The sequence below is a fragment of the Citrobacter sp. TBCS-15 genome (assembly GCF_005280815.1).
In the GTDB taxonomy this organism is placed as follows: Bacteria; Pseudomonadota; Gammaproteobacteria; order Enterobacterales; family Enterobacteriaceae; genus Citrobacter; species Citrobacter werkmanii.
Genome location: NZ_SZWK01000312.1, coordinates 25,544 through 47,140, shown reverse-complemented (window position 1 = coordinate 47,140; position 21,597 = coordinate 25,544). Strand labels below are relative to the sequence as shown.

Genomic DNA, 21,597 nt, shown 5'->3' with positions numbered 1-21,597 from the left:
GCGGCTATGGAGTCATCCTTGCGTTTAGTGGCGATCACCAACTGTCCTGCGGGAATCGCCCACACCTATATGGTGGCGGAAGCGCTGGAGCAAAAAGCGCGTTCGCTTGGCCATACCATTAAAGTCGAAACCCAGGGCTCAAGCGGCGTGGAAAACCGTCTGACCAGTGAAGAGATTGCCGCCGCGGATTACGTGATTCTGGCAACAGGCCGCGGCTTAAGCGGTGAAGACCGCGCGCGCTTCACAGGGAAAAAGGTCTATGAAATCGCCATTTCTCAGGCGCTGAAAAATATCGACCAGATTTTTACGCAGTTGCCTTCACATTCGCAGCTGTTTACCGCCGATAGCGGCGTAAAGCTGGGCAAACAGGATGTGCAGCAGGGTAGCGTGATGAGTCACCTGATGGCGGGCGTCTCCGCCGCGCTGCCGTTTGTTATCGGCGGCGGTATTCTGGTCGCCATCGCCAATATGCTAGTGCAGTTCGGTTTGCCCTATACCGACATGTCAAAGGGCGCGCCGTCGTTTACCTGGATCGTCGAATCCATCGGCTATCTGGGCTTCACCTTTATGATCCCCATAATGGGCGCGTACATCGCCTGGTCTATTGCCGATAAACCGGCGTTCGCCCCGGCGTTCCTCGTGTGCTATCTGGCGAACGATAAAGGGCTACTGGGGACGCAATCCGGCGCGGGATTTCTCGGCGCGGTCGTGCTGGGGCTGGCAATCGGCTACTTCGTCTTGTGGTTTCGCAAGGTGCGCCTCGGCAAAGCGCTCCAGCCGCTGCTCGGCTCGATGCTGATCCCGTTTGTCACACTGCTGGTGTTTGGCGTACTGACTTATTACGTCATCGGCCCGGTGATGTCCGATATCATGAGCGGCCTGCTGCACTTCCTGAACACCATTCCGCCATCAATGAAAATGGGCGCAGCCTTTCTCGTCGGCGCGATGCTGGCGTTTGATATGGGCGGGCCAATCAACAAAACCGCGTGGTTCTTCTGTTTCTCGCTGCTGGAAAAACATATCTATGACTGGTACGCCATCGTCGGCGTGGTGGCGCTGATGCCGCCCGTCGCAGCAGGTATCGCTACCTATTTAGCGCCAAAACTGTTTACCCAGCAGGAGAAGGCAGCCGCCAGCAGCGCGATTGTGGTGGGGGCAACCGTCGCCACCGAACCGGCTATTCCTTACGCGCTGGCCGCGCCGCTGCCGATGATTACTGCCAATACGCTCTCCGGCGGTATTACCGGCATGCTGGTGATCGCCTTCGGAATCAAACGGCTCGCGCCGGGGTTAGGTATCTTTGATCCACTGATTGGCCTGATGTCGCCAGTGGGGTCATTTTATCTGGTGCTGGCTATCGGTCTGGCGCTGAACATTTCGTTAATTATCATCCTGAAAGGATTGTGGCTGAAACGTAAAGCCGCGCAGCAGGAGCTTGCCCATGAACATTGAGTTACTACAGCAGTTATGCGAAGCCAGCGCCGTCAGCGGCGATGAGCAGGAAGTTCGCTCCGTTCTCATTAATGCGCTGGAATCCGGCGTCGATGAAATCACCTTTGACGGCCTCGGCAGTTTTGTCGCCCGCAAAGGTGAGCGCGGGCCGAAAGTGGCCATCGTCGGGCACATGGATGAAGTCGGCTTTATGGTGACGCATATCGACGAGGGCGGTTTTATCCGCTTTACCACCATCGGCGGCTGGTGGAACCAGTCGATGCTTAACCATCGGGTCACTGTTCGCACTCGCGCGGGGGCTAAAATACCCGGCGTGATCGGCTCCGTTGCGCCACATGCCCTCACGGAGAAACAAAAACAGCAGCCGCTCTCTTTTGATGAGATGTTCATTGATATTGGCGCGAACAGCCGTGAAGAGGTAGAAAAACAGGGAGTTGCGGTCGGCGATTTCATCAGTCCGGAGGCCAATTTCGCCCGCTGGGGCGATGATAAAATCGTCGGCAAAGCGCTGGATAACCGCGTCGGCTGCGCCCTGATGGCGGAGCTATTACAGGCAGTGGATAACCCGGAGATCATCCTGTACGGCGTCGGCAGCGTGGAAGAAGAGGTCGGGCTGCGCGGGGCGCAAACCTCGGCGGAGCATATCAAACCCGACGTGGTTATCGTGCTGGATACGGCGGTGGCGGGCGACGTTCCCGGCATTGATAGCATCAAATATCCGCTGAAGCTCGGCGATGGTCCGGGGCTGATGCTGTTTGATAAGCGCTACTTTCCCAATCAGCGACTGGTTGCCGCGTTGAAAGAGAGCGCTAAGCTCAGCGGGGCTCCTTTACAGTTCTGCACCATGAAAACCGGTGCGACGGACGGCGGACGCTATAATGTGATGGGCGGCGGTCGTCCGGTGGCTGCGCTGTGCCTGCCGACCCGCTATCTGCACGCCAATAGCGGTATGATTTCGGCGAAAGATTATGACGCGCTGTTCACTCTGGTCCGCGAGCTGCTGGTCTCGCTGACGGCGGATAACGTTAAAGCCTTCACCGATTTTCGCGAGTCAATCTGATGCTCAGTGAACGCCAGTTGAAAATTGTCGATCTCCTCGAACAGCAGCCGTATTCGTTGGGCGAGTTGGCGCGGCAAACTGGCGTTTCGGGCAGAACCATCCTGCGCGATCTTGACTACCTCAATTTTACGCTCAGCGGTAAGGCCCGCATCCAGCCAGGGGGCAGTGCGGGATATCAGTTGGATATCGTCGACAGGCGCGGTTATTTTCAGCTTCTGCAACGCCATGATAATGATGACCGACTGCTGGCGATATTATTGCTGAACCCTTTTACCCCCCGCCTTCAGCTCGCCTCGACGCTGAATTTACCCGAAACCTGGGTTGCCGACAGGCTGCCGCGTCTCAAACAACGCTATGAGCGCGCCTTTTGTCTTGCCAGCCGCCCAGGCGTCGGTCATTTCATTGATGAACCGGAAGAAAAGCGCATTATCTTGCTGGCGAATCTGCTGAAAAAAGATCCGCTGTTGATTCCGCTGCCGGGTATTACCCGCGACAATATCGACAGGCTCAATGCAGCATGTGAAAACCTTAATGAATTTCCGCTCATCTCGGGAGAGTACCTGGCAAGCCTGGTGCTGGCAGTCTACGCCCTGCGTAATCAGCTCTGCGGATCATGGCCAGAATGTCGGTATGCATCACTGAAAAACGCAGTGGAACAAGGAGGTGTTTACCTGGGTGAGAACGCCTTCAGAACACTGATCGGCCTTCTGGAAATCAGACAACGACAGGCCATGACCATCTCGACCGGGACGGTGACTTCGTTATTAAAAAGTGTTCCCGGCATCGCCGCGCTGAACGTTATCGATAGCCAACTGGTTGATAATATTACCGGCCACCTGCTGAGATGCGTCTCTGCCCCAGTCTGGGTACCGGAACATCGCCAGAGCAGTATGCATAACCTGAAGTCTACCTGGCCTGCCGCCTTCGATTTAAGTCTGCGTTTTATTGCCCTGTTGCGCGAAAAACTGGATATTCCGCTGTTCGATAGCGATCTCATCGGACTTTACTTCGCCTGTGCGCTGGAGCGGCACCAAAACGAGCGTCAGCCGATCATTTTGTTATCCGACCAGAATGCTATCGCCACTGTTAACCAACAGGCCATTGAGAGAGACGTACTGAATTGTCGGGTGATCATTGCGCGAAATACGAGTGAGGTCAGCGCCATCAGTGAAGAAATCACCCCGCTGTTAATCATCAATAATAGCCACTATCTGCTTGATGAATCTCTAAAAAATACATTAACTATCAAAAACATTATCACCGCGGCGGGTACCGAGCAGATAAAACACTTCCTCGCAACGGCCTTTATACGCCAGCAGCCCGAACGATTCTTTTTACAGCAGGGCAGTTTTCATTACGCCAATACGAGTGGCGAAAGCTGGCAGAGCATCATTGGCCGGATCTGCGGCCAGCTTGTGGCACAGGGCCACATCACCGAGGACGAAGCGCTACGCATTTGCGCCCGGGAACATGAAGGTGAAAACCTGATAGTGAATCGTCTGGCGATTCCTCACTGCTGGAGTGAACAGGAGCGTCGCTTTCGTGGTTTCTTTATCACCCTCGCGCACCCTATTTTGGTGAATAACGAACCGGTCAGCCATGTGCTGATCGCCTGTGCCGCTGCCGAAGCGCGACATGAACTAAAAATCTTCAGTTATTTATCCAGCGTGTTGAGCAGCCACCCGGCAGAGATGATTGCAGGGTTGAAAGACTATAAAGCGTTTATCGCATTGCTCGGGCAGTGAATGCCGGAAATGAAAAAAGCGCCTCAAAGGCGCTCTTTCTACAGTACTGAGGTATCTTATTTCAGCAGTTCAGCGGTCATGTGCACGCGGTTACCGGTGTAAGCCTGGGTGATTTTATAATCGCTGGCGCCTGCACGTTCAGCCTGAGCGGCAATGTTTGCTTCAGCGCTTTCCAGTGTAGAACCGGTTGCGGTAACAGTCTGAGCAGCGAATGAACCAAAAGAAGTAGCCAGAGCGATAACTGCGACAAAAGTTTTGATGCTTTTCATGATATAAACCCTTTAACTTAGTTGTTTGAGTAAGGCACCGTGCCTTGATGTGATAAATAATAGGCTGATACTCGAACAACTAAAAGCGGAATGATTTGCCAGTCTTATTCAAATTATTTGAGAGATGAGATGTCACATAATCGGGAATCACAATGGCTTGCAGGCAGCCGAAGAAAAACGCAACCGACGGGAAGTTGGTTACTGCGTCAGGGTGAACCACAAAGTAAAATTCATCTTTTACATCATGGCGTTGCACGTGCGGTGTATCACGCAGACAGTGGCGTTGAAAGGGTTAAAGAGTTCTACTTTGCCGGGGAATACTGCTTTTTGTACCTGAACTGGCTAACCAACACGCCTGCTGATTACAGTCTGCAAATGATCGCCGCTGGCGAAACCAGTGAAATACCGCTGGCGTTGCTGGATGCGCCGGAAAATCAGGATATTAAGACCCAGCTACTGGTCCAGCAGTTGATCTATAAAGAGAAAAAAGAACAAATGCTGCTGTTCAATACCCCAGAGCAACGCTACCAGTACGTACAAACACACTTCCCGGACTGGGAGTCGCAACTCACTCAGCGCGATCTCGCCAACTATATCGGCATTACTCCCGTTAGCCTGTCTCGTATTCGCCAGCGTCTTAACAAAGGTTAACGCCTTACGTTGATGCGTCGATTATTGTCCCGTCACTCTTCAATTGTTGGCGCACATTATGAACGCATTTCTCCTCTCTCAGATTCTGGCTGGCATCAGCTTTTTGCTGGATATTTCCGCTTTTCATTTTCAGCGCCGGGCTATCACCTTATCTCTGCTCACCAGTTCCACTTCCCTGTTGGCTATCCATTTCTATCTTTTGGATCAACACGCTGCGGCTGGGTTAATGATCATTGCCGCATGCCGCTACGCGACGGCCATCGTCACGTTTCACCGCTGGGCGATGTGGGGATTTATGCTGGGGTCGCTGATGTGTAGCGTTTATCTTTGGCAAAATCTGTCGAGTATTTTGCCGCTGATGGGAAGCCTGCTGATGACCTTTGCGTCGTTTCAAAAACGCAGCGGGAAATTACGCGGATACACATTGTGCGGCAGCCTGTGTTGGCTACTGAACAATGTGATTGTCGGCTCGCCCGTTGCCGTAATAATGGAACTGGCATTTTCAGGGAGTATCCTGGCCGCCTGGTGGCGTCACTTCGCGATCAGACGCTCCGGATGCGTATAGATCGTCGCCCTGCCTGGTTTGCAAAAACCCACCAGCGTCAGGTTACAGCGCTCGGCAACTTCCACAGCGAGCGTTGTCGCCGCAGAAACGGCAAACAGGATCTCCACGCCGCACATTGCCGACTTCTGCACCATCTCATAGCTGGCGCGGCTGGAGACTAATACCGCACCCTGTTGCCAGGTTTCCCCTTCGAGCGCCCGACGCCCCAGCAGTTTATCCAGCGCGACATGACGCCCAACGTCTTCATGTCCGCCCGCCAGATGACCTGCAGGCTGCACCCATGCCGCCGCGTGCGTGCAGCCTGTCAGTTGACCCACGGGTTGAAAATCATTGAGATGTCGTAAAGCGTTATCAAGATTCGCCAGATCGAATGTCTGGGTAAACGGCAGCGGCTGGACCGGCTTGCCAATATCATTGAGCTGCTCCACGCCGCAAACACCACAACCGGTGCGCCCGGCCAACGCGCGACGACGTTCCTTCAATCCCATAAAACGACGGCTGGACAGCTCAACCTGAACTTCTAATCCGTTGCAGGAAGGAACCACGTCCATCCCGTAAATATCCTGCGGGGACTCAATAATGCCTTCAGAAAGTGAAAAACCCATCGCGAAATGCTCAAGATCTTTCGGTGACGCCATCATCACCACGTGTGAAATTCCGTTATAGACCAGCGCAACAGGCACTTCTTCAGCGACTTCATCAGGCTGAGGATGTTGTAAATCCTCGCGCTTCCAGAGAGTCAATTGGCGCGATCCTGTCGTAGATGTCACATTCTTAATGTTTTCTTGAATAATCTTATTCACTTTCTTTTAACCATATTGGAACACGCGTACCAACATTGTGGTATTCTTTACAAATCCCTCCTGGACGGAGGGAAATTCACCCAATTCTGGACCTTTGCGGTCCCGTCCGCAAAGAAAAATAACAACCACTTCCCACGCGTTGGCATGGCAGAAATGCGAAGGGAACGTGACAATGTCGAAACAAGGAGCAAACCATGCAGGTCAGCAGAAGGCAGTTCTTTAAGATCTGCGCTGGCGGTATGGCAGGCACCACGGCAGCGGCACTGGGCTTTGCACCCGGCGTAGCGCTCGCGGAAACACGGCAATATAAACTGCTGCGCACCCGCGAAACCCGTAACACCTGCACCTACTGTTCCGTTGGCTGTGGACTGTTGATGTACAGCCTCGGTGACGGAGCAAAAAACGCCAAAGCATCCATCTTCCATATTGAAGGGGACCCGGATCACCCGGTGAACCGCGGCGCGCTGTGCCCGAAAGGCGCAGGTCTTGTGGACTTCATCCACTCTGAAAGCCGTTTGAAATTCCCGGAATACCGCGCACCAGGCTCAGATAAGTGGCAGCAAATTAGCTGGGATGAGGCATTCGACCGCATCGCTAAGCTGATGAAAGAAGACCGCGACGCTAACTACGTTGCACAAAACGCCGAAGGCGTAACCGTTAACCGCTGGCTTTCCACCGGGATGCTGTGTGCATCCGCTTCCAGTAACGAAACCGGCTATTTGACGCAAAAATTCTCCCGCGCGCTGGGTATGCTCGCGGTCGACAACCAAGCGCGTGTCTGACACGGACCAACGGTAGCAAGTCTTGCTCCAACATTTGGTCGCGGTGCGATGACCAACCACTGGGTCGACATTAAAAACGCCAACCTCGTTGTGGTGATGGGCGGTAACGCCGCTGAAGCTCACCCGGTCGGGTTCCGCTGGGCGATGGAAGCGAAAATTCACAACGGCGCTAAGCTGATTGTCATCGATCCTCGCTTTACGCGAACCGCAGCGGTGGCTGATTTCTATGCCCCAATTCGTTCCGGTACTGACATTGCCTTCCTGTCAGGCGTCATGCTGTACCTACTGAATAACGAAAAATTCAACCGCGAATATACCGAGGCCTATACCAACGCCAGCCTGATCGTGCGCGAGGATTTTGGCTTCGAAGATGGCCTGTTTACCGGCTACGACGCGGACAAACGCAAGTATGACAAAACCAGTTGGAACTATGAGCTGGATGAAAACGGCTTCGCCAAACGCGATGTGACTCTGCAACATCCACGCTGTGTATGGAACCTGCTCAAACAGCACGTCTCCCGCTATACACCGGAGGTCGTAGAGAATATCTGCGGTACGCCGAAGGCCGATTTCCTGAAGGTCTGTGAATACATCGCAGAAACCAGCGCGAAAGACAAAACCGCATCATTCCTGTACGCGCTGGGCTGGACGCAGCACTCCGTTGGTGCGCAGAACATCCGTACGATGGCGATGATCCAGTTGCTCCTCGGCAACATGGGCATGGCCGGCGGCGGTGTTAACGCCCTGCGTGGTCACTCCAACATTCAGGGACTGACCGACCTTGGTCTGCTGTCACAGAGTCTGCCGGGTTATCTGACGCTGCCAAGCGAAAAACAGACCGACCTGCAAACCTACCTTGCCGCCAACACGCCAAAACCATTGCTGGAAGGTCAGGTAAACTACTGGGGCAACTACCCGAAATTCTTCGTTTCGATGATGAAAGCCTTCTTTGGCGATAAAGCGACAGCAGAAAATAGCTGGGGCTTCGACTGGCTGCCGAAGTGGGATAAAGGGTACGACGTCCTGCAGTACTTCGAGATGATGAACCAGGGCAAAGTGAATGGCTATATCTGCCAGGGCTTTAACCCGGTCGCCTCATTCCCGAACAAAAACAAGGTTGTGGCTTCACTGTCCAAACTGAAGTATCTGATCACTATCGACCCGCTCAACACAGAGACCTCCACCTTCTGGCAGAACCATGGTGAGTCGAACGATGTTGATCCGTCAAAAATCCAGACCGAAGTATTCCGTCTGCCGTCCACCTGCTTCGCCGAGGAGAACGGTTCGATCGTCAACTCTGGTCGCTGGCTGCAGTGGCACTGGAAAGGCGCGGATGCCCCAGGGATTGCCGCAACCGATGGCGAAATCCTCGCCGGTATCTTCCTGCGCCTGCGCAAGATGTATGCCGAACAAGGTGGTGCAAACCCGGAACAGGTGCTGAGCATGACCTGGAACTACTCCACACCGCATGAGCCGGCTTCGGAAGAAGTGGCGATGGAGAGTAACGGTAAAGCGCTGGCTGATATTACCGACCCGGCAACCGGCGCGGTAATCGTCAAGAAAGGCCAACAGCTCAGCTCGTTCGCCCAACTGCGCGATGACGGCACGACCTCCAGCGGCTGCTGGATTTTTGCCGGTAGCTGGACGCCGGAAGGCAACATGATGGCGCGTCGCGATAACGCCGACCCGTCGGGCCTTGGCAATACGCTGGGTTGGGCCTGGGCGTGGCCGCTTAACCGCCGCATTCTTTATAACCGTGCTTCCGCAGACCCGCAGGGGAATCCGTGGGATCCGAAACGTCAGATCCTGAAATGGGATGGCGCGAAATGGAGCGGGATGGATATTCCAGACTACAGCGCCGCCGCACCGGGTACTGACGTCGGGCCGTTCATCATGCAGCCGGAAGGGATGGGACGCCTGTTTGCTATCGATAAGATGGCGGAAGGGCCGTTCCCGGAACACTACGAGCCGTTTGAAACGCCGCTCGGCACTAACCCGCTGCACCCGAACGTTATCTCTAACCCTGCCGCGCGTATCTTTAAAGGTGACGCGGAGGCGCTGGGTAAAGCGGATAAATTCCCGTATGTCGGTACAACCTATCGTCTGACCGAGCACTTCCACTACTGGACCAAGCATGCGCTGCTAAACGCTATCGCCCAGCCGGAACAGTTTGTGGAAATTGGCGAGAAGCTGGCGAATAAGCTCGGTATCTCTCATGGTGATACCGTCAAAGTCTCCTCTAACCGCGGCTATATTAAAGCCAAAGCAGTGGTGACCAAACGTATTCGCACGTTGAAGGCTAACGGTAAGGATATCGACACTATCGGTATTCCGATTCACTGGGGCTACGAAGGTGTGGCGAAAAAAGGCTTTATCGCTAACACGTTAACGCCATTCGTTGGTGATGCGAATACGCAGACGCCGGAATTTAAGTCCTTCCTCGTGAACGTGGAAAAGGTGTAACGGAGACGACCTATGGCTTATCAATCGCAAGACATCATTCGTCGATCCGCCACTAACGGTTTCACCCCCGCGCCTCAGGCGCGGGATCACCAGGAAGAGGTGGCGAAACTTATCGACGTCACTACCTGCATCGGCTGTAAAGCCTGTCAGGTGGCGTGTTCCGAGTGGAACGACATCCGTGATGAAGTGGGCAACAACGTTGGGGTGTATGACAACCCGGCTGATTTGACCGCGAAATCCTGGACGGTGATGCGCTTCTCGGAAGTGGAACAGAACGACAAACTTGAGTGGCTGATCCGTAAGGATGGCTGTATGCACTGCGCCGATCCGGGCTGCCTGAAGGCGTGCCCGGCTGAAGGCGCAATCATTCAGTATGCCAACGGTATCGTCGACTTCCAGTCCGAGCAGTGCATCGGCTGCGGCTACTGCATTGCTGGCTGTCCGTTCGATGTGCCGCGCCTCAACCCGGAAGACAACCGCGTGTACAAATGTACGCTGTGCGTCGACCGTGTGGTGGTCGGGCAAGAACCGGCCTGCGTGAAAACCTGCCCAACCGGGGCGATTCATTTCGGCACGAAAGAGTCGATGAAAACCCTGGCCGGTGAGCGCGTGGCGGAGCTGAAAACGCGTGGTTACGATAACGCGGGTCTGTACGATCCGGCAGGCGTTGGCGGTACGCACGTAATGTACGTATTGCACCATGCCGACAAGCCGAATCTGTACCACGGTCTGCCGGAGAACCCGGAAATCAGCGCCACCGTGAAGTTCTGGAAAGGCATCTGGAAACCGTTGGCAGCGGTCGGCTTCGCAGCGACGTTTGCGGCCAGTATCTTCCACTACGTCGGTGTGGGTCCAAACCGTGCGGAAGAGGAAGAAGACAATCTGCATGAAGAGAAAGACGAGGTGCGCAAATGAAACGACGTGACACCATCGTGCGCTACACGGCGCCGGAACGCATCAACCACTGGATAACCGCCTTCTGCTTTATTCTGGCGGCAGTGAGCGGGATGGGTTTTCTCTTCCCGTCTTTTAACTGGCTGATGCACATCATGGGCACGCCGCAACTGGCGCGAATTGTGCACCCGTTTGTCGGCGTGATCATGTTTGCCTCTTTTATCATCATGTTTTTCCGTTACTGGCACCACAATCTAATCAATCGGGATGATATCTTTTGGGCGAAGAATATTCGTAAGATTGTCGTCAACGAGGAAGTAGGTGACACGGGACGTTATAACTTCGGCCAGAAATGCGTATTCTGGGCGGCGATTATCTTCCTGGTGCTGTTACTGGTGAGCGGAGTGATCATCTGGCGTCCGTATTTTGCGCCTGCTTTCTCAATCCCGGTGATCCGATTCGCGTTAATGCTGCATTCATTTGCCGCAGTAGCGTTAATTGTGGTTATCATGGTGCACATTTACGCCGCCCTTTGGGTGAAAGGCACCATTACCGCGATGGTGGAAGGATGGGTTACTAAATCGTGGGCGAAGAAACATCACCCACGCTGGTACCGTGAAGTCCGCCAGAAACAGGAAAAGTCATCTGAATGAGTATTCGCATAATCCCGCAAGATGAGCTGGGTTCGAGCGAGAAACGCACGGCGGATATGATTCCGCCGTTATTGTTCCCCAGACTCAAAAATTTGTATAACCGCCGCGCTGAACGTCTGCGCGAGCTGGCCGAAAACAACCCGCTGGGCGATTATCTGCGCTTTGCCGCGCTGATCGCCCACGCACAGGAAGTGGTACTGTACGATCATCCGCTGCAGATGGATCTGACCGCTCGTATCAAAGAAGCGAACGATCAGGGCAAGCCGCCGCTGGATATCCACGTCCTGCCACGTGACAAGCACTGGCAAAAACTGCTGCAATCGTTAATTGCTGAGCTGAAGCCAGAAATGAGCGGCCCTGCACTGGCGGTGATCGAGAATCTGGAAAAAGCCTCAGAGCAGGAGCTGGAGCTGATGGCAAGCGCGCTGTTTGCCTCAGATTTTGCCTCCGTCAGTAGCGATAAAGCCCCGTTCATTTGGGCCGCTCTGTCGCTCTACTGGGCGCAGATGGCAAGTCTGATCCCCGGCAAAGCGCGCGCTGAGTACGGTGAACAGCGTCAGTTCTGCCCGGTATGTGGTTCGATGCCGGTCTCCAGCATAGTGCAAATCGGTACGACTCAGGGGCTGCGTTATTTGCATTGCAACCTGTGCGAAACCGAGTGGCACGTGGTGCGCGTGAAGTGCAGCAACTGCGAACAGAGCCGTGACTTGAACTACTGGTCGCTGGATAACGAGCAGGCGGCAATTAAAGCCGAAAGCTGCGGCGACTGCGGGACTTACCTGAAGATTCTCTACCAGGAAAAAGACCCGAAAGTCGAGGCCGTGGCCGACGACCTCGCGTCACTGATGCTGGACGCCCACATGGAGCAAGAAGGCTTTGCCCGCAGCTCCATCAACCCGTTCCTGTTCCCGGGTGAAGGGGAGTAAGTTGTAAGATCTTCCCCCGGCAAGTGAACCAGACTGCCGGGGATTATCTTAGCGCCTGAATGACATGTTTTGGATCGTTGGCAATGGCACGTAACAACGCTTTTGCTGGACCGGTCGGTGAACGACGCCCCTGCTCCCAATTTCGCAACGTATTCACGCTTACCGATATCAAATCTGCGAAACGAGTCTGTGATAATCCTGAAGACTGACGGATTTCCTTTATTTTCATGGCGTCAATATGAAAGGTACGAGAAGGCTGCCGCGTTCCTTCAGCGATCTCATTCATCTGAATCATACTTTGAGTTAATCGCTCAAATAGTGCCTTATCCATTTACCCCCCCTCATTCAACATACGCAGCAGTACTTTTTCCTGTGGAGTCAGATCATCCTTGATCCCTTTCTGATAAATCAGCAACAAACGAATTTATGATTTCCTGATTTGATGAAAGTAGATAATCCTTACACCGCCACGTTTTCCTTTCCCTCGCGCTCTCCAGCGAACCTTTCTCAGGCCCCCTGTATCTTGTATCAGATCGCCACAATCGGGCTGAATCGTAAGGAATATCTGTAGTCTACGGTATTCATCATCATCCAGTAATTTTTTGACGTCTTCAGTAAAGATTTCCGTTTCTATGAATAGCATTTTGAGTACGCCATTGGACTATATTAATAGAAATCAACTATACGTCAATGGCGTATAGTGTATTTTTCTCACAATACCGAATTCAAACCGCAGAAACCAATGACGGTATTTAATCTGCGAGCTGCTTTCCAGAATCATACCCGCCCCCTTTTTTCCCATTTTCATTCGTGAGTATCCAGGTTATAAAACTGTATATATATACAGGCAAGGAGAATAATGAATGGCACTGGAAAGCGGGATTGCGCAGTTAGTGGAGGCATTTATCGCGGCGGGACGCCCTTCTTCACGCGAGCAGAATATTGATGACCGGAGAGCAGACTACATCGCCAGTACTGCACTGGCAGGAGAAACTGAAACACGCGTACAAGTTGAAGATATTGAACTCGATGCCATGACGTTTCGCGTTGTTTCGCCGCGGGGCAGCACAGGAAATCTCCCCTGCGTTATCTATTATCACGGCGGCTGCTTTGTCAGCGGTGGTTTTGCCACCCACGATAACCAGTTAAGGCAGTTAGCTTTTTACAGCCGTTGTCGCGTGATTGCGGCGCAGTACCGACTTGCACCAGAGCACACCTTCCCGGCCGCACATAACGATGCCGAAACTGGAGCCAATACTATCTGGAAATATGCCCAGAAACTGGGGATAGATCGCGAGAACATTACGCTTGCCGGTGACAGCGCGGGTGGGCATCTGGCGCTGGTCACCGCGCTACGCCTGAAAGCCGCCCGTCAATGGCAACCTGCGCAGCTTATGTTGATCTACCCGATGCTGGACGCAACAGCCAGGTTTGCGAGCTATGACCATAATGGACAGGATTACATTATCACCCGCGACACGCTGCTGTCGGGCTACGAGATGTATATGCCGCGAACCGATCCACTGCATCCTGAAGCCAGTCCGCTCTGGCGTGAGGACTTCGCCGGTCTGCCATCCACGCACATCATTACAGCTGAATTCGACCCACTGCGAGATGAAGGCGAGGCCCTGTATCAACGGTTCCAGGAGCAGGGTGTGGAATGCACTTGCCAGTGCTATCTCGGTGTCATTCATGGCTTTTTCCAGCTCGGAGGTGTGAGCCAGGCGGCACGAAGCGCCATACGAGATGTGGCCTGGCGTGTTGTAAGTCCATCAACAGGCAAAATGACCTAAAATTCAATTTTGTTTTCAACTTGAAAACTGGATAACGTTGCGCTAAATTGTTTTCAGGTTGAAAACTTTGTAATGGAACTACATTGTGCATGTTATCAGCCGAAAACCGTTCAATGAAGCGATGCTCATGTATCCAAACCATGAGCTTGCTCTCACTGAGTTGCTGAATGTTCTGGAGAAAAAAACATTCACTCAGCCTGAAGAGATGAAGCTGTATATTCCTTCACTGGATAATTTTAAGTACAGAGATAAATGGTGGGTGATTGATGTTTCTGGTAACAGCCTGAGACTCATTTCCTACATAGATTTCAGGTTACATAAGATATTTGTGAAACATATCGTTTCCCATGCCGAATATGACAAACTGACCGCATATTATCGGGGTAATAAAGAATGAGAACTCATCGTCAGATGGATGCAACCAGCGCAAAAAAGATCGTTGATACCTTCAGCGATGCGGTAAAAAGCGTCCCACTGATGGGGGAAGACCGAAATGACAATGAGTATCGCAGGGCACTAGCGCTAGTGGAGTTTCTGGTCGACCACGACGATCTTGAAAACCCACTATTTGAATTACTCTGTGCCCGAATCAGTGAATACGAAAAACATGCGCCGCAATTCAAAGCACTCAACCAACACCTGGAGAAAACGCCCCCTGGCGTTTCAGTATTGCGAACGCTCATGGATCAATACGGTCTCAAAGCAGCAGATCTTGCCAACGAACTTGGTTCTAAATCGAACGTCAGCAACATCTTAAATGGCCGCAGAGCACTAACGGTTAATCATATTAAAGCGCTTACACAACGCTTTAAACTACCAGCGGATGCCTTCATCGAGTAGTTGGATATGTCCAGCTACTCTTCCTCATTTCCGCCCTCTTCATACGCGCCAAACGGTTTCGCGGGTAGCACAATATACGTGCCTTCAAACACGACGCCAGGCGAGTCATCGCCAAATACCTCGACCTGCATCTTCACACGCGCCTTGCGGCCTCTCGCCAGACGGTCGAGGTCACCACTCAGCGAGCCCAGGTCGGCGATGGCGGTCGGCTTCCCGGTGATTGGCCTGCTGTAGCGGATATGCGCATCGGCAAGGATAATGGTTCCCCCCAAATGACGTTCACGCAGCATCAGCCAGATCAGCCCCCAACCCGTTAATGTCGCCAGAGAAAACAGGCTCCCGGCAAACAGAGTATGGTGCGGATTCTGATTACCCGTCTCCGGCATCGTCGTAATAAATTTCTGCCCGGTATACTGTTGAATACGCACGCCCATTTTTTCACTCAAGGGAATATGTTCGTACCAGGCTTGCTGTAACTGTCCGCACCAGTCGCCGCGATGGAGAATATCGTCCAACGTCGCGATGGGCTTAATCATCAAAAAGTGGCGCACCGGCGTGGTTTGCGGTGTGGTGATCTCTCCCTGGCTCACAAACCCCAGTTTGGCGAAAAATTCGACCGCATCTTCACGGGCGCTACAGGTTACGCGCTTTACCCCTTCCTGACGCGCGACAGACTCCAGGGTCATCGCCATCAATGTTCCCAGCCCTTTCTCCTGCACGGAGGGGTCAACAGCCATAAAGCGTATGGAGGCTTCGTTATCCGCATTGATATACAGACGCCCTACCGCGACCAGATTACCCTCTTCGTCCACCACCATCTGGTGATGCGCCATTGCGTCCCAGGCATCCCGTTCGGAGCCTTTTGGCTGGTGCAACGGTTTACGCAGCATCTCCCAGCGAAACTGGTAGTAACGCTCCAACTCTTCTTCTGTTTGCGGTACTCGAAGGTGATACATAGCTGTACTCTCTCTTGTTGCCCGCGGCCACACCGGTAGCTGGTTCATACTTGTAACCAGAACGTCACGGGGCCATCATTAACCAGCGAAACCTGCATATCCGCAGCGAATCGGCCGGTTTGCGTATTCATTTCCTGTTGGCGGCAACGCTCAACAAAGTACTCATACAGTGCTTCTGCCCGATCGGGCGCGGCGCCTTTTGAAAAGCCTGGGCGCATGCCGCGCTCAGTATCTGCCGCCAACGTAAATTGCGAGACCACCAGCACGCTGCCGCCTGACTGCTGCACATTCAGGTTCATTTTGCCTTCGGCATCGCTAAAGATTCGATAGCCGAGTACGCGTTCGCACAGGCGGTTCGCTTTTTGTTCGTCATCATCCCTTTCGACACCTAACAGGACCAAAAGTCCTGGGCCAATTTCACCCGTCACCTCGCCCTCCACGGTGACGCTGGCACGGGTTACGCGCTGAATTAATGCAATCATGGTTGCTCTGCTTCTTCTTGTTCTGCGGCTTGTTTAAGTTTGCGGTATTCCCCGAGAGTGACAGTTATTTCCGCGCCTAGCAAGACGATACACCACGTCCAGTACACCCAGACAAATAAAATGGGGATCACCGCAAGAACACCGTAAATAAGCTGATAAGACGGGAACATCGTGATATAGAGCGCAAATCCTTTTTTTCCGGCCTCGAACAATACGGCGGCTACAAAGGCGCCAATAACCGCATCCCTGTTAGGTACGCGCGTGGTCGGCACGATGCTATAAAGCAGCCAGAACGAGAGCCAGGAAAGCACCAGCGGGAAAATACGCAGAATGTTATCAATCACCGTGTTGAGATCGCTGGCCCAGCGCAATGACAACAAATAAGAGCTGATCGCCAGGCTGGCCCCCGCCAGTAGAGGACCCAGCGTTAAAATCATCCAGTAAACGGCAAAAGAGTAAACTTTGGGCCGAGTGCGCTTACTGCGCCAGATAGTATTCAGCGCGTTATCAATGGAATACATCAGCAATAACGCTGTCACAATCAACCCACATGCCCCGACGGCCGTCATTTTGTTCGAGTTGGCGACAAACTGTTCGATATAACGCTGGATGACGTCTCCCGTCGCCGGGATAAAGTTCGCAAAAATAAAATGCCGTAACTGAACACTGACGTCGGAAAACATCGGAAATGCGGCGAAAAGTGCAAAAACAACAGCAATAAGCGGCACTAATGAGAGCAATGAAACGTAGGCAAGATTCCCTGCCAACGTCGTCATGTTGTCCTCATCAATGCGCTGCCATAGCAGCTTCAGCCAGGCTCGTACGGGCCGCGTATGATGCCTGGCTTGTTGCTGGACATTTTTTAGCATAACAACTTCGCGAAATAGTCTGGAATGGTCGCTTTATCGATGACCTGGATACTGGTAATACCTAACCGGTTTGCCCCTTCAATATTATCGGCGTTATCGTCAAAAAAGACCGCATCGTGCGCAGAAAAACCTTCAGCCTGCAGGACATGCTGGTAAATCCGCGCTTCCGGTTTACGCATGCCCAGATCCTGGGAAAGATAAATATGGTCCGCGGCCTGACGGATCTCGGGGTATTCATCCGGCCAAAACGTTGTGTGCAGACGGTTGGTATTCGACAAAACGACCACCCGATGCCCCTGCTCACGCAGCTTATGCATGATATCGATCACCTCAGGGCGCAAGGCGACAAAAACGGCCTGCCAACCGTGGGAGAACTGTTCGTAGCTTAGCGGCAGCGCCATCTCATGGCATAGCGCCTCCGCAAACGCTTCATCCGTTATTTCACCTCGCTCATGCTGGTGAAAAGCCTCGCCCATGCTGAAACTTTGCTTTAGCGAAGCTAGCGGTACACGGCTCAGATCGCTCCATGTGCCTAACACGCGATTGAAGTCGATATCGACAATCACATTACCCAAATCAAAGATATAGAGCATGCCCTTCTCCTTATTCGCCGTGGATGAATAACTGTAGCGGGAAAGAAGAAGTTTGACTATGCGCGAATGATGGCTGCGAATTTATCGAGCCATCATTGGGAGAATTACCCGACCTGAGCATCATCCTGTGACGGACTCACCTGCACAATTTCCACCTGCTGAGACTGGAGTAAATTATGCAATGCGGGACCAGGGTATTCATCGGTAAACAGCGCGGTCACCTGAGACACATTGCCAATCTCTACCGCGGCAGAAGCCGTGTATTTCGTATGATCCGCAGCCAACAGAATATGCCTTGAATGGGCCATCATCGTTTTCACGACGCTGGCCTCGTTGACATCAAACTCCAGCAAAGCGCCATCACTTTCGATCGCGCCGACGCTGGTCACCAGGTAATCAGCCCGAAAATCAGCGACAAATGCCGTAGCGGAAGGACCGATAATGCCACTGTTATGCGGACGTAACGTTCCACCTGGCACCATAACTTCAAAACGTGGATTGTTATAAAGAATATGTGCCACGCGCAGGCTGTTAGTGATAATGCGTAAATGATTATGGTTCAATAGCGCCCGCGCCACCTGCTCAACGGTAGTACCAATAGTAATAAACACCGTTGACCCATCAGGAATATAGTCAGCCACCGCTTCCGCGATGGCTTTTTTCTCTTCCGTCCAGGAGACTTCACGCTGCTCGAACGCCGTATTCACCACGCTGGAGGCTCTGCCCGCGCCGCCATGATGACGCGTAATTAATCCCTGCTCGCTGAGTTTACGAATATCACGACGCACGGTCTGCGTGGACACGTCCAGCAAGTTGGCAAGCTCATCAATATTCATATAACCGCGCTCGCTAATCAGCATCAGTAGTTGATCGTGTCGCGGATTACCGGTCAGTTCGGTAAGACTCATGAAATTTCCTCGAAAAACCATTGCCCTGGCATTTTATACAAAAAGTGACAGAAAAGATCGGGTTTGATCACAGTCAGGGATTCCGGCTCGTCCTCCCGGGCGCGTGCATTTTAGCGCCGCAACGCCACTGGCGAACCTGACAGCGTCTTGCGGGGTATTTCCGTTAGCCAGACTGAACGCGAGCGCGCCGTGAAAAACATCCCCGGCCCCGGTGGTGTCAACAACGTCGACGGTAAAACCAGATTGATGCTGCAAAGTATTATTTTCTATCCAGTCGCAACCTTCACGCCCTCGCGTCACATAAACATGTCCATTTGTGAGCGTTTTTGCTTTTTTCAGTCCGGCCTGCGGATCGTTTATCCCGGTCATACGCGCCAGACCCGGTTCAGAGAACGCGGCATGATCGCTTAACGCCACCAGCTCACGGATATCCTGCGGCGTTACGTCACCATCCAGTACCGTCATGACTCCCACCCGGCGTGCCAGCGTGAACGCCTGTTTGGTCCCCTCGTGCCAGCGAACATCCGCTAACACCACATCCCACTGGGAAAAATCAATCTCATTGAGCCAGCCAGCGTCATGCAGTAAATCCGGGCTGGGATAGTTAACAATAATTCGTTCCCCTTGTGCATCAACCAGAATTGCCGATTGGGAGGATTGCGCCCCCACGTAGCGTCGGGTGTAGCGTGTATTCACCCCCAGGGATTCCAGCTCCGCCAGCAGGCTATTTCCGGTGTCATCGTCGCCCACACGACCAATAAAATCCACCTGCGCGCCCAACTTCGCTGCAGCCACCGCGGCCGTTGCCGCAGGCCCGCCGCCCACTTCCGTATAACGCTTCGCCACATATTTACCTCCTTCAGTCGGTAACTCCTCCACGTAATAGATGCGATCCATCACGGCAATACCTACACAAGCAATACGAATCATGGTCATTCCTTAGGCGTTTCAAGATGGGATCATTTTAATTTCACAAAATGTTTAAAAAGTGACGGCTGTCAATTTTTTGACTATAAATTACAAATACGATCAAAAACAGACAAAAACAAGCGACCTTAAATGACAAAAAATGACATCCACGTCTCAGGAGAACGTTATGGCAGTTATAGCATTTATCGGATTAGGTCAGATGGGTTCACCCATGGCGAGCAACTTGCTGAAGCAGGGTCATCAACTCAGCGTCTTTGACGTTAACCCGGATGCCGTTCAGCGCCTGGTGGAAAAAGGAGCACAGCCTGCCAGCAGCCCGGCCCAGGCAGCAAAAGAGGCGGAATTTGTCATCACTATGCTCCCCAATGGCGATCTGGTGCGCAGCGTACTGTTCGGTGAACAGGGAATCTGCGAAAGCCTCTCCCCGCAGGCGTTGGTGATTGATATGTCCACCATTCACCCGCTGCAAACCGACAAACTAATTACCGATATGCGTGCCAAAGGCTTCAACATGATGGATTGCCCGGTTGGACGCACCTCCGATCACGCCATCGCGGGAACGCTGCTGCTGCTGGCGGGCGGAACAGCAGAACAGGTGGAACGCGCCACACCGGTGCTGATGGCGATGGGGAATGAGCTGATCAACGCAGGGGGTCCCGGCATGGGGATCCGCGTGAAGCTCATCAACAATTACATGAGTATCGCGCTGAACGCCCTCTCAGCCGAAGCTGCCGTGTTATGCGAAGCGCTCGGCCTCTCCTTCGATGTGGCTCTGAAGGTAATGAGCGGTACTCCTGCCGGAAAAGGCCATTTCACTACCTCCTGGCCGAACAAAGTGCTGAAAGGCGATCTTTCTCCCGCTTTCATGATCGATTTAGCTCACAAAGATCTTGGCATCGCGCTGGATGTCGCAAACCTTCTGCATGTGCCGATGCCGCTCGGCGCCGCCTCCCGCGAAGTTTATAACCAGGCCCGTGCCGCTGGCCGTGGCCGGGAAGACTGGACCGCAATTCTTGAGCAGGTTCGTGCGTCTGCCGGATTAAATCACCAATTTTAATAAGTAAAAGGACTGAACAATGACGAAGTACACCCTGAAAGATATCACCCGAGCTTCCGGCGGTTTTGCCATGCTGGCGGTCGATCAGCGCGAAGCCATGCGCTTAATGTTTGTCGCAGCGGGTGCAAAATCTCCGGTCTGTGACAGCGTGCTGACTGATTTTAAAGTCAATGCGGCGAAGATCCTTTCCCCCTATGCATCCGCTATTTTGGTCGATCAGCAGTTCTGCTACCGCCAGGTCGTAGAGCAAAACGCGGTCGCCAAAAGCTGCGCCATGGTTGTTGCCGCTGATGACTTTATTCCGGGTAACGGCATTCCGGTCGATAGCGTGGTGATTGATAAAAAAATTAACCCGCAGGCCGTGAAGCAAGATGGCGCCAAGGCTCTCAAACTGCTGGTGCTGTGGCGTAGCGATGAAGATGCCCAGCAACGTCTGGATATGGTCAAAGAATTCAATGAGCTATGCCATTCCAATGGTCTGTTGAGCATCATTGAGCCGGTTGTACGTCCACCGCGTCGTGGCGATAAGTTCGATCGCGAGCAGGCCATTATCGATGCCGCGAAAGAGCTGGGCGATAGCGGTGCCGATCTCTACAAGGTCGAGATGCCGCTGTATGGCAAAGGAACCCAACAGGAATTGCTCAGCGCCTCTCAGCGTCTGCATGAAAACATCAACATGCCATGGGTCATCCTCTCCTCTGGTGTGGATGAAAAACTGTTCCCACGCGCGGTCAGTGTGGCGATGACCGCTGGCGCATCCGGCTTCCTGGCCGGGCGAGCTGTCTGGTCATCAGTTATTGGCCTGCCGGACACCGAACTGATGCTGCGCGACGTTTCCGCACCGAAGTTGCAGCGTCTGGGCGATATCGTCGACGAAATGATGGCCCGCCGTTAATCGAGGATCAA

At 53.1% G+C, this 21,597-nt stretch carries 23 protein-coding genes and 1 pseudogene; 14 read left to right on the top strand and 10 right to left on the bottom strand.

Annotation, left to right across the window (positions count from 1 at the left end; translation table 11 throughout):
- Window positions 1-6: 6 nt before the first annotated feature.
- From FDW96_RS22400 to FDW96_RS22390, 3 genes are read left to right on the top strand one after another with little or no spacing between them, the layout of a single operon-like run.
- The gene (locus FDW96_RS22400) at window positions 7-1,452 is read left to right on the top strand and encodes a PTS fructose-like transporter subunit IIBC (protein ID WP_137366336.1); all 1,446 of its coding nucleotides are present in this window, start codon (window positions 7-9) and stop codon (window positions 1,450-1,452) included.
- The gene (locus tag FDW96_RS22395; RefSeq protein ID WP_079225723.1) at window positions 1,442-2,512 is read left to right on the top strand and encodes an aminopeptidase; all 1,071 of its coding nucleotides are present in this window, start codon (window positions 1,442-1,444) and stop codon (window positions 2,510-2,512) included. Before FDW96_RS22400 ends, FDW96_RS22395 begins: the two co-directional genes overlap by 11 nt.
- Window positions 2,512-4,257 carry a putative frv operon regulatory protein gene (locus FDW96_RS22390; protein ID WP_137366335.1) on the top strand — a complete coding sequence of 582 codons (1,746 nt, stop codon included), beginning with the start codon at window positions 2,512-2,514 and terminating at the stop codon, window positions 4,255-4,257. The genes FDW96_RS22395 and FDW96_RS22390 overlap by 1 nt, the downstream gene beginning before the upstream one ends.
- A 56-nt stretch (window positions 4,258-4,313) precedes the next feature.
- On the opposite strand, the gene FDW96_RS22385 is transcribed toward FDW96_RS22390, so the two are convergent.
- On the bottom strand, window positions 4,314-4,526 hold the full coding sequence (locus FDW96_RS22385; RefSeq protein WP_042313485.1) for a DUF1471 domain-containing protein: 213 nt from the start codon (window positions 4,524-4,526) through the stop codon (window positions 4,314-4,316).
- Between the two features lie 129 nt (window positions 4,527-4,655).
- Here FDW96_RS22385 and FDW96_RS22380 point away from each other — a divergent pair, with 129 nt between their 5' ends.
- Together FDW96_RS22380 and FDW96_RS22375 are read left to right on the top strand one after the other, a co-directional pair.
- Window positions 4,656-5,177: a Crp/Fnr family transcriptional regulator gene (locus FDW96_RS22380; protein WP_137366334.1), complete on the top strand. Its 522-nt coding sequence runs from the start codon at window positions 4,656-4,658 to the stop codon at window positions 5,175-5,177.
- Window positions 5,178-5,235: 58 nt separating this feature from the next.
- Window positions 5,236-5,742, top strand: coding sequence for a YgjV family protein (locus FDW96_RS22375; RefSeq protein ID WP_137366333.1), 507 nt, complete (start codon window positions 5,236-5,238; stop codon window positions 5,740-5,742).
- On the opposite strand, the gene fdhD is transcribed toward FDW96_RS22375, so the two are convergent.
- Window positions 5,709-6,545 (bottom strand): formate dehydrogenase accessory sulfurtransferase FdhD, encoded by an 837-nt coding sequence (gene fdhD / locus FDW96_RS22370; protein WP_072276989.1) that lies wholly within the window; start codon window positions 6,543-6,545, stop codon window positions 5,709-5,711. The genes FDW96_RS22375 and fdhD overlap by 34 nt on opposite strands.
- Before the next feature lie 194 nt (window positions 6,546-6,739).
- On the opposite strand from fdhD, the gene fdnG reads away from it, so the two are divergent.
- Genes fdnG through fdhE form a run of 4 tightly spaced genes read left to right on the top strand, consistent with a single transcriptional unit; the run spans window position 6,740 to window position 12,263 of the window.
- Entirely contained in the window at window positions 6,740-9,790 is a 3,051-nt protein-coding gene (gene fdnG, locus FDW96_RS22365; protein ID WP_137350340.1) for a formate dehydrogenase-N subunit alpha, read from the top strand.
- Between the two features lie 12 nt (window positions 9,791-9,802).
- The gene (fdoH, locus tag FDW96_RS22360; RefSeq protein ID WP_042313505.1) at window positions 9,803-10,705 is read left to right on the top strand and encodes a formate dehydrogenase O subunit beta; all 903 of its coding nucleotides are present in this window, start codon (window positions 9,803-9,805) and stop codon (window positions 10,703-10,705) included.
- Complete coding sequence (fdoI, locus tag FDW96_RS22355) at window positions 10,702-11,337, top strand: formate dehydrogenase cytochrome b556 subunit (protein WP_042313508.1); 636 nt, start codon at window positions 10,702-10,704, stop codon at window positions 11,335-11,337. The genes fdoH and fdoI overlap by 4 nt, the downstream gene beginning before the upstream one ends.
- Window positions 11,334-12,263 carry a formate dehydrogenase accessory protein FdhE gene (gene fdhE / locus FDW96_RS22350; protein ID WP_042313511.1) on the top strand — a complete coding sequence of 310 codons (930 nt, stop codon included), beginning with the start codon at window positions 11,334-11,336 and terminating at the stop codon, window positions 12,261-12,263. Before fdoI ends, fdhE begins: the two co-directional genes overlap by 4 nt.
- 43 nt (window positions 12,264-12,306) lie before the next feature.
- Here fdhE and FDW96_RS22345 read toward each other — a convergent pair whose 3' ends face one another.
- Window positions 12,307-12,594, bottom strand: a complete 288-nt coding sequence (locus FDW96_RS22345) for a DNA-binding transcriptional regulator (RefSeq protein WP_042313514.1) — start codon at window positions 12,592-12,594, stop codon at window positions 12,307-12,309.
- Window positions 12,595-12,906: pseudogene (locus FDW96_RS22340) on the bottom strand (type II toxin-antitoxin system RelE/ParE family toxin).
- A 220-nt stretch (window positions 12,907-13,126) separates the two neighbouring features.
- Here FDW96_RS22340 and FDW96_RS22335 point away from each other — a divergent pair.
- The 3 genes from FDW96_RS22335 (at window position 13,127) to FDW96_RS22325 (ending at window position 14,896) form a co-directional block, all read left to right on the top strand.
- Entirely contained in the window at window positions 13,127-14,056 is a 930-nt protein-coding gene (locus tag FDW96_RS22335) for an alpha/beta hydrolase (protein ID WP_137366332.1), read from the top strand.
- Window positions 14,057-14,141: 85 nt separating this feature from the next.
- Window positions 14,142-14,453, top strand: coding sequence for a type II toxin-antitoxin system HigB family toxin (locus FDW96_RS22330; RefSeq protein ID WP_000558161.1), 312 nt, complete (start codon window positions 14,142-14,144; stop codon window positions 14,451-14,453).
- Window positions 14,450-14,896 carry a type II toxin-antitoxin system HigA family antitoxin gene (locus FDW96_RS22325; RefSeq protein ID WP_137366331.1) on the top strand — a complete coding sequence of 149 codons (447 nt, stop codon included), beginning with the start codon at window positions 14,450-14,452 and terminating at the stop codon, window positions 14,894-14,896. The genes FDW96_RS22330 and FDW96_RS22325 overlap by 4 nt, the downstream gene beginning before the upstream one ends.
- Window positions 14,897-14,910: 14 nt before the next feature.
- Here FDW96_RS22325 and fabY read toward each other — a convergent pair whose 3' ends face one another.
- From fabY to FDW96_RS22295, 6 genes are all read right to left on the bottom strand, one after another.
- Window positions 14,911-15,852 carry a fatty acid biosynthesis protein FabY gene (gene fabY / locus FDW96_RS22320; RefSeq protein WP_032940213.1) on the bottom strand — a complete coding sequence of 314 codons (942 nt, stop codon included), beginning with the start codon at window positions 15,850-15,852 and terminating at the stop codon, window positions 14,911-14,913.
- A gap of 44 nt (window positions 15,853-15,896) precedes the next feature.
- A complete protein-coding gene (dtd, locus tag FDW96_RS22315) occupies window positions 15,897-16,334 on the bottom strand; it encodes a D-aminoacyl-tRNA deacylase (protein WP_003825289.1) in 438 nt (145 codons plus the stop codon).
- Window positions 16,331-17,203 (bottom strand): virulence factor BrkB family protein, encoded by an 873-nt coding sequence (locus FDW96_RS22310; protein WP_042313529.1) that lies wholly within the window; start codon window positions 17,201-17,203, stop codon window positions 16,331-16,333. The genes dtd and FDW96_RS22310 overlap by 4 nt, the downstream gene beginning before the upstream one ends.
- Complete coding sequence (gene yihX / locus FDW96_RS22305) at window positions 17,197-17,796, bottom strand: glucose-1-phosphatase (protein ID WP_038635879.1); 600 nt, start codon at window positions 17,794-17,796, stop codon at window positions 17,197-17,199. The genes FDW96_RS22310 and yihX overlap by 7 nt, the downstream gene beginning before the upstream one ends.
- Before the next feature lie 104 nt (window positions 17,797-17,900).
- Window positions 17,901-18,704, bottom strand: coding sequence for a DeoR/GlpR family DNA-binding transcription regulator (locus FDW96_RS22300; RefSeq protein WP_042313532.1), 804 nt, complete (start codon window positions 18,702-18,704; stop codon window positions 17,901-17,903).
- A gap of 33 nt (window positions 18,705-18,737) precedes the next feature.
- Window positions 18,738-19,634 (bottom strand): sugar kinase, encoded by an 897-nt coding sequence (locus tag FDW96_RS22295; RefSeq protein WP_137366330.1) that lies wholly within the window; start codon window positions 19,632-19,634, stop codon window positions 18,738-18,740.
- A 166-nt stretch (window positions 19,635-19,800) separates the two neighbouring features.
- Here FDW96_RS22295 and yihU point away from each other — a divergent pair, with 166 nt between their 5' ends.
- Entirely contained in the window at window positions 19,801-20,691 is an 891-nt protein-coding gene (gene yihU, locus FDW96_RS22290) for a sulfolactaldehyde 3-reductase (protein WP_137366329.1), read from the top strand.
- A gap of 19 nt (window positions 20,692-20,710) precedes the next feature.
- Window positions 20,711-21,586, top strand: coding sequence for a sulfofructosephosphate aldolase (gene yihT / locus FDW96_RS22285; protein WP_137366328.1), 876 nt, complete (start codon window positions 20,711-20,713; stop codon window positions 21,584-21,586).
- The last annotated feature ends 11 nt before the right edge of the window (window positions 21,587-21,597 follow it).

Bases quoted from the DNA above. Each gene is read 5' to 3' on its own strand.
- FDW96_RS22400 (WP_137366336.1), top strand. From the start codon at position 7: ATGGAGTCATCCTTGCGTTTAGTGGCGATCACCAACTGTCCTGCGGGA.
- FDW96_RS22395 (WP_079225723.1), top strand. From the start codon at position 1,442: ATGAACATTGAGTTACTACAGCAGTTATGCGAAGCCAGCGCCGTCAGC.
- FDW96_RS22390 (WP_137366335.1), top strand. From the start codon at position 2,512: ATGCTCAGTGAACGCCAGTTGAAAATTGTCGATCTCCTCGAACAGCAG.
- FDW96_RS22385 (WP_042313485.1), bottom strand. From the start codon at position 4,526: ATGAAAAGCATCAAAACTTTTGTCGCAGTTATCGCTCTGGCTACTTCT.
- FDW96_RS22380 (WP_137366334.1), top strand. From the start codon at position 4,656: ATGTCACATAATCGGGAATCACAATGGCTTGCAGGCAGCCGAAGAAAA.
- FDW96_RS22375 (WP_137366333.1), top strand. From the start codon at position 5,236: ATGAACGCATTTCTCCTCTCTCAGATTCTGGCTGGCATCAGCTTTTTG.
- fdoH (WP_042313505.1), top strand. From the start codon at position 9,803: ATGGCTTATCAATCGCAAGACATCATTCGTCGATCCGCCACTAACGGT.
- fdoI (WP_042313508.1), top strand. From the start codon at position 10,702: ATGAAACGACGTGACACCATCGTGCGCTACACGGCGCCGGAACGCATC.
- fdhE (WP_042313511.1), top strand. From the start codon at position 11,334: ATGAGTATTCGCATAATCCCGCAAGATGAGCTGGGTTCGAGCGAGAAA.
- FDW96_RS22345 (WP_042313514.1), bottom strand. From the start codon at position 12,594: ATGGATAAGGCACTATTTGAGCGATTAACTCAAAGTATGATTCAGATG.
- FDW96_RS22335 (WP_137366332.1), top strand. From the start codon at position 13,127: ATGGCACTGGAAAGCGGGATTGCGCAGTTAGTGGAGGCATTTATCGCG.
- FDW96_RS22325 (WP_137366331.1), top strand. From the start codon at position 14,450: ATGAGAACTCATCGTCAGATGGATGCAACCAGCGCAAAAAAGATCGTT.
- fabY (WP_032940213.1), bottom strand. From the start codon at position 15,852: ATGTATCACCTTCGAGTACCGCAAACAGAAGAAGAGTTGGAGCGTTAC.
- dtd (WP_003825289.1), bottom strand. From the start codon at position 16,334: ATGATTGCATTAATTCAGCGCGTAACCCGTGCCAGCGTCACCGTGGAG.
- FDW96_RS22310 (WP_042313529.1), bottom strand. From the start codon at position 17,203: ATGCTAAAAAATGTCCAGCAACAAGCCAGGCATCATACGCGGCCCGTA.
- yihX (WP_038635879.1), bottom strand. From the start codon at position 17,796: ATGCTCTATATCTTTGATTTGGGTAATGTGATTGTCGATATCGACTTC.
- FDW96_RS22300 (WP_042313532.1), bottom strand. From the start codon at position 18,704: ATGAGTCTTACCGAACTGACCGGTAATCCGCGACACGATCAACTACTG.
- FDW96_RS22295 (WP_137366330.1), bottom strand. From the start codon at position 19,634: ATGATTCGTATTGCTTGTGTAGGTATTGCCGTGATGGATCGCATCTAT.
- yihU (WP_137366329.1), top strand. From the start codon at position 19,801: ATGGCAGTTATAGCATTTATCGGATTAGGTCAGATGGGTTCACCCATG.
- yihT (WP_137366328.1), top strand. From the start codon at position 20,711: ATGACGAAGTACACCCTGAAAGATATCACCCGAGCTTCCGGCGGTTTT.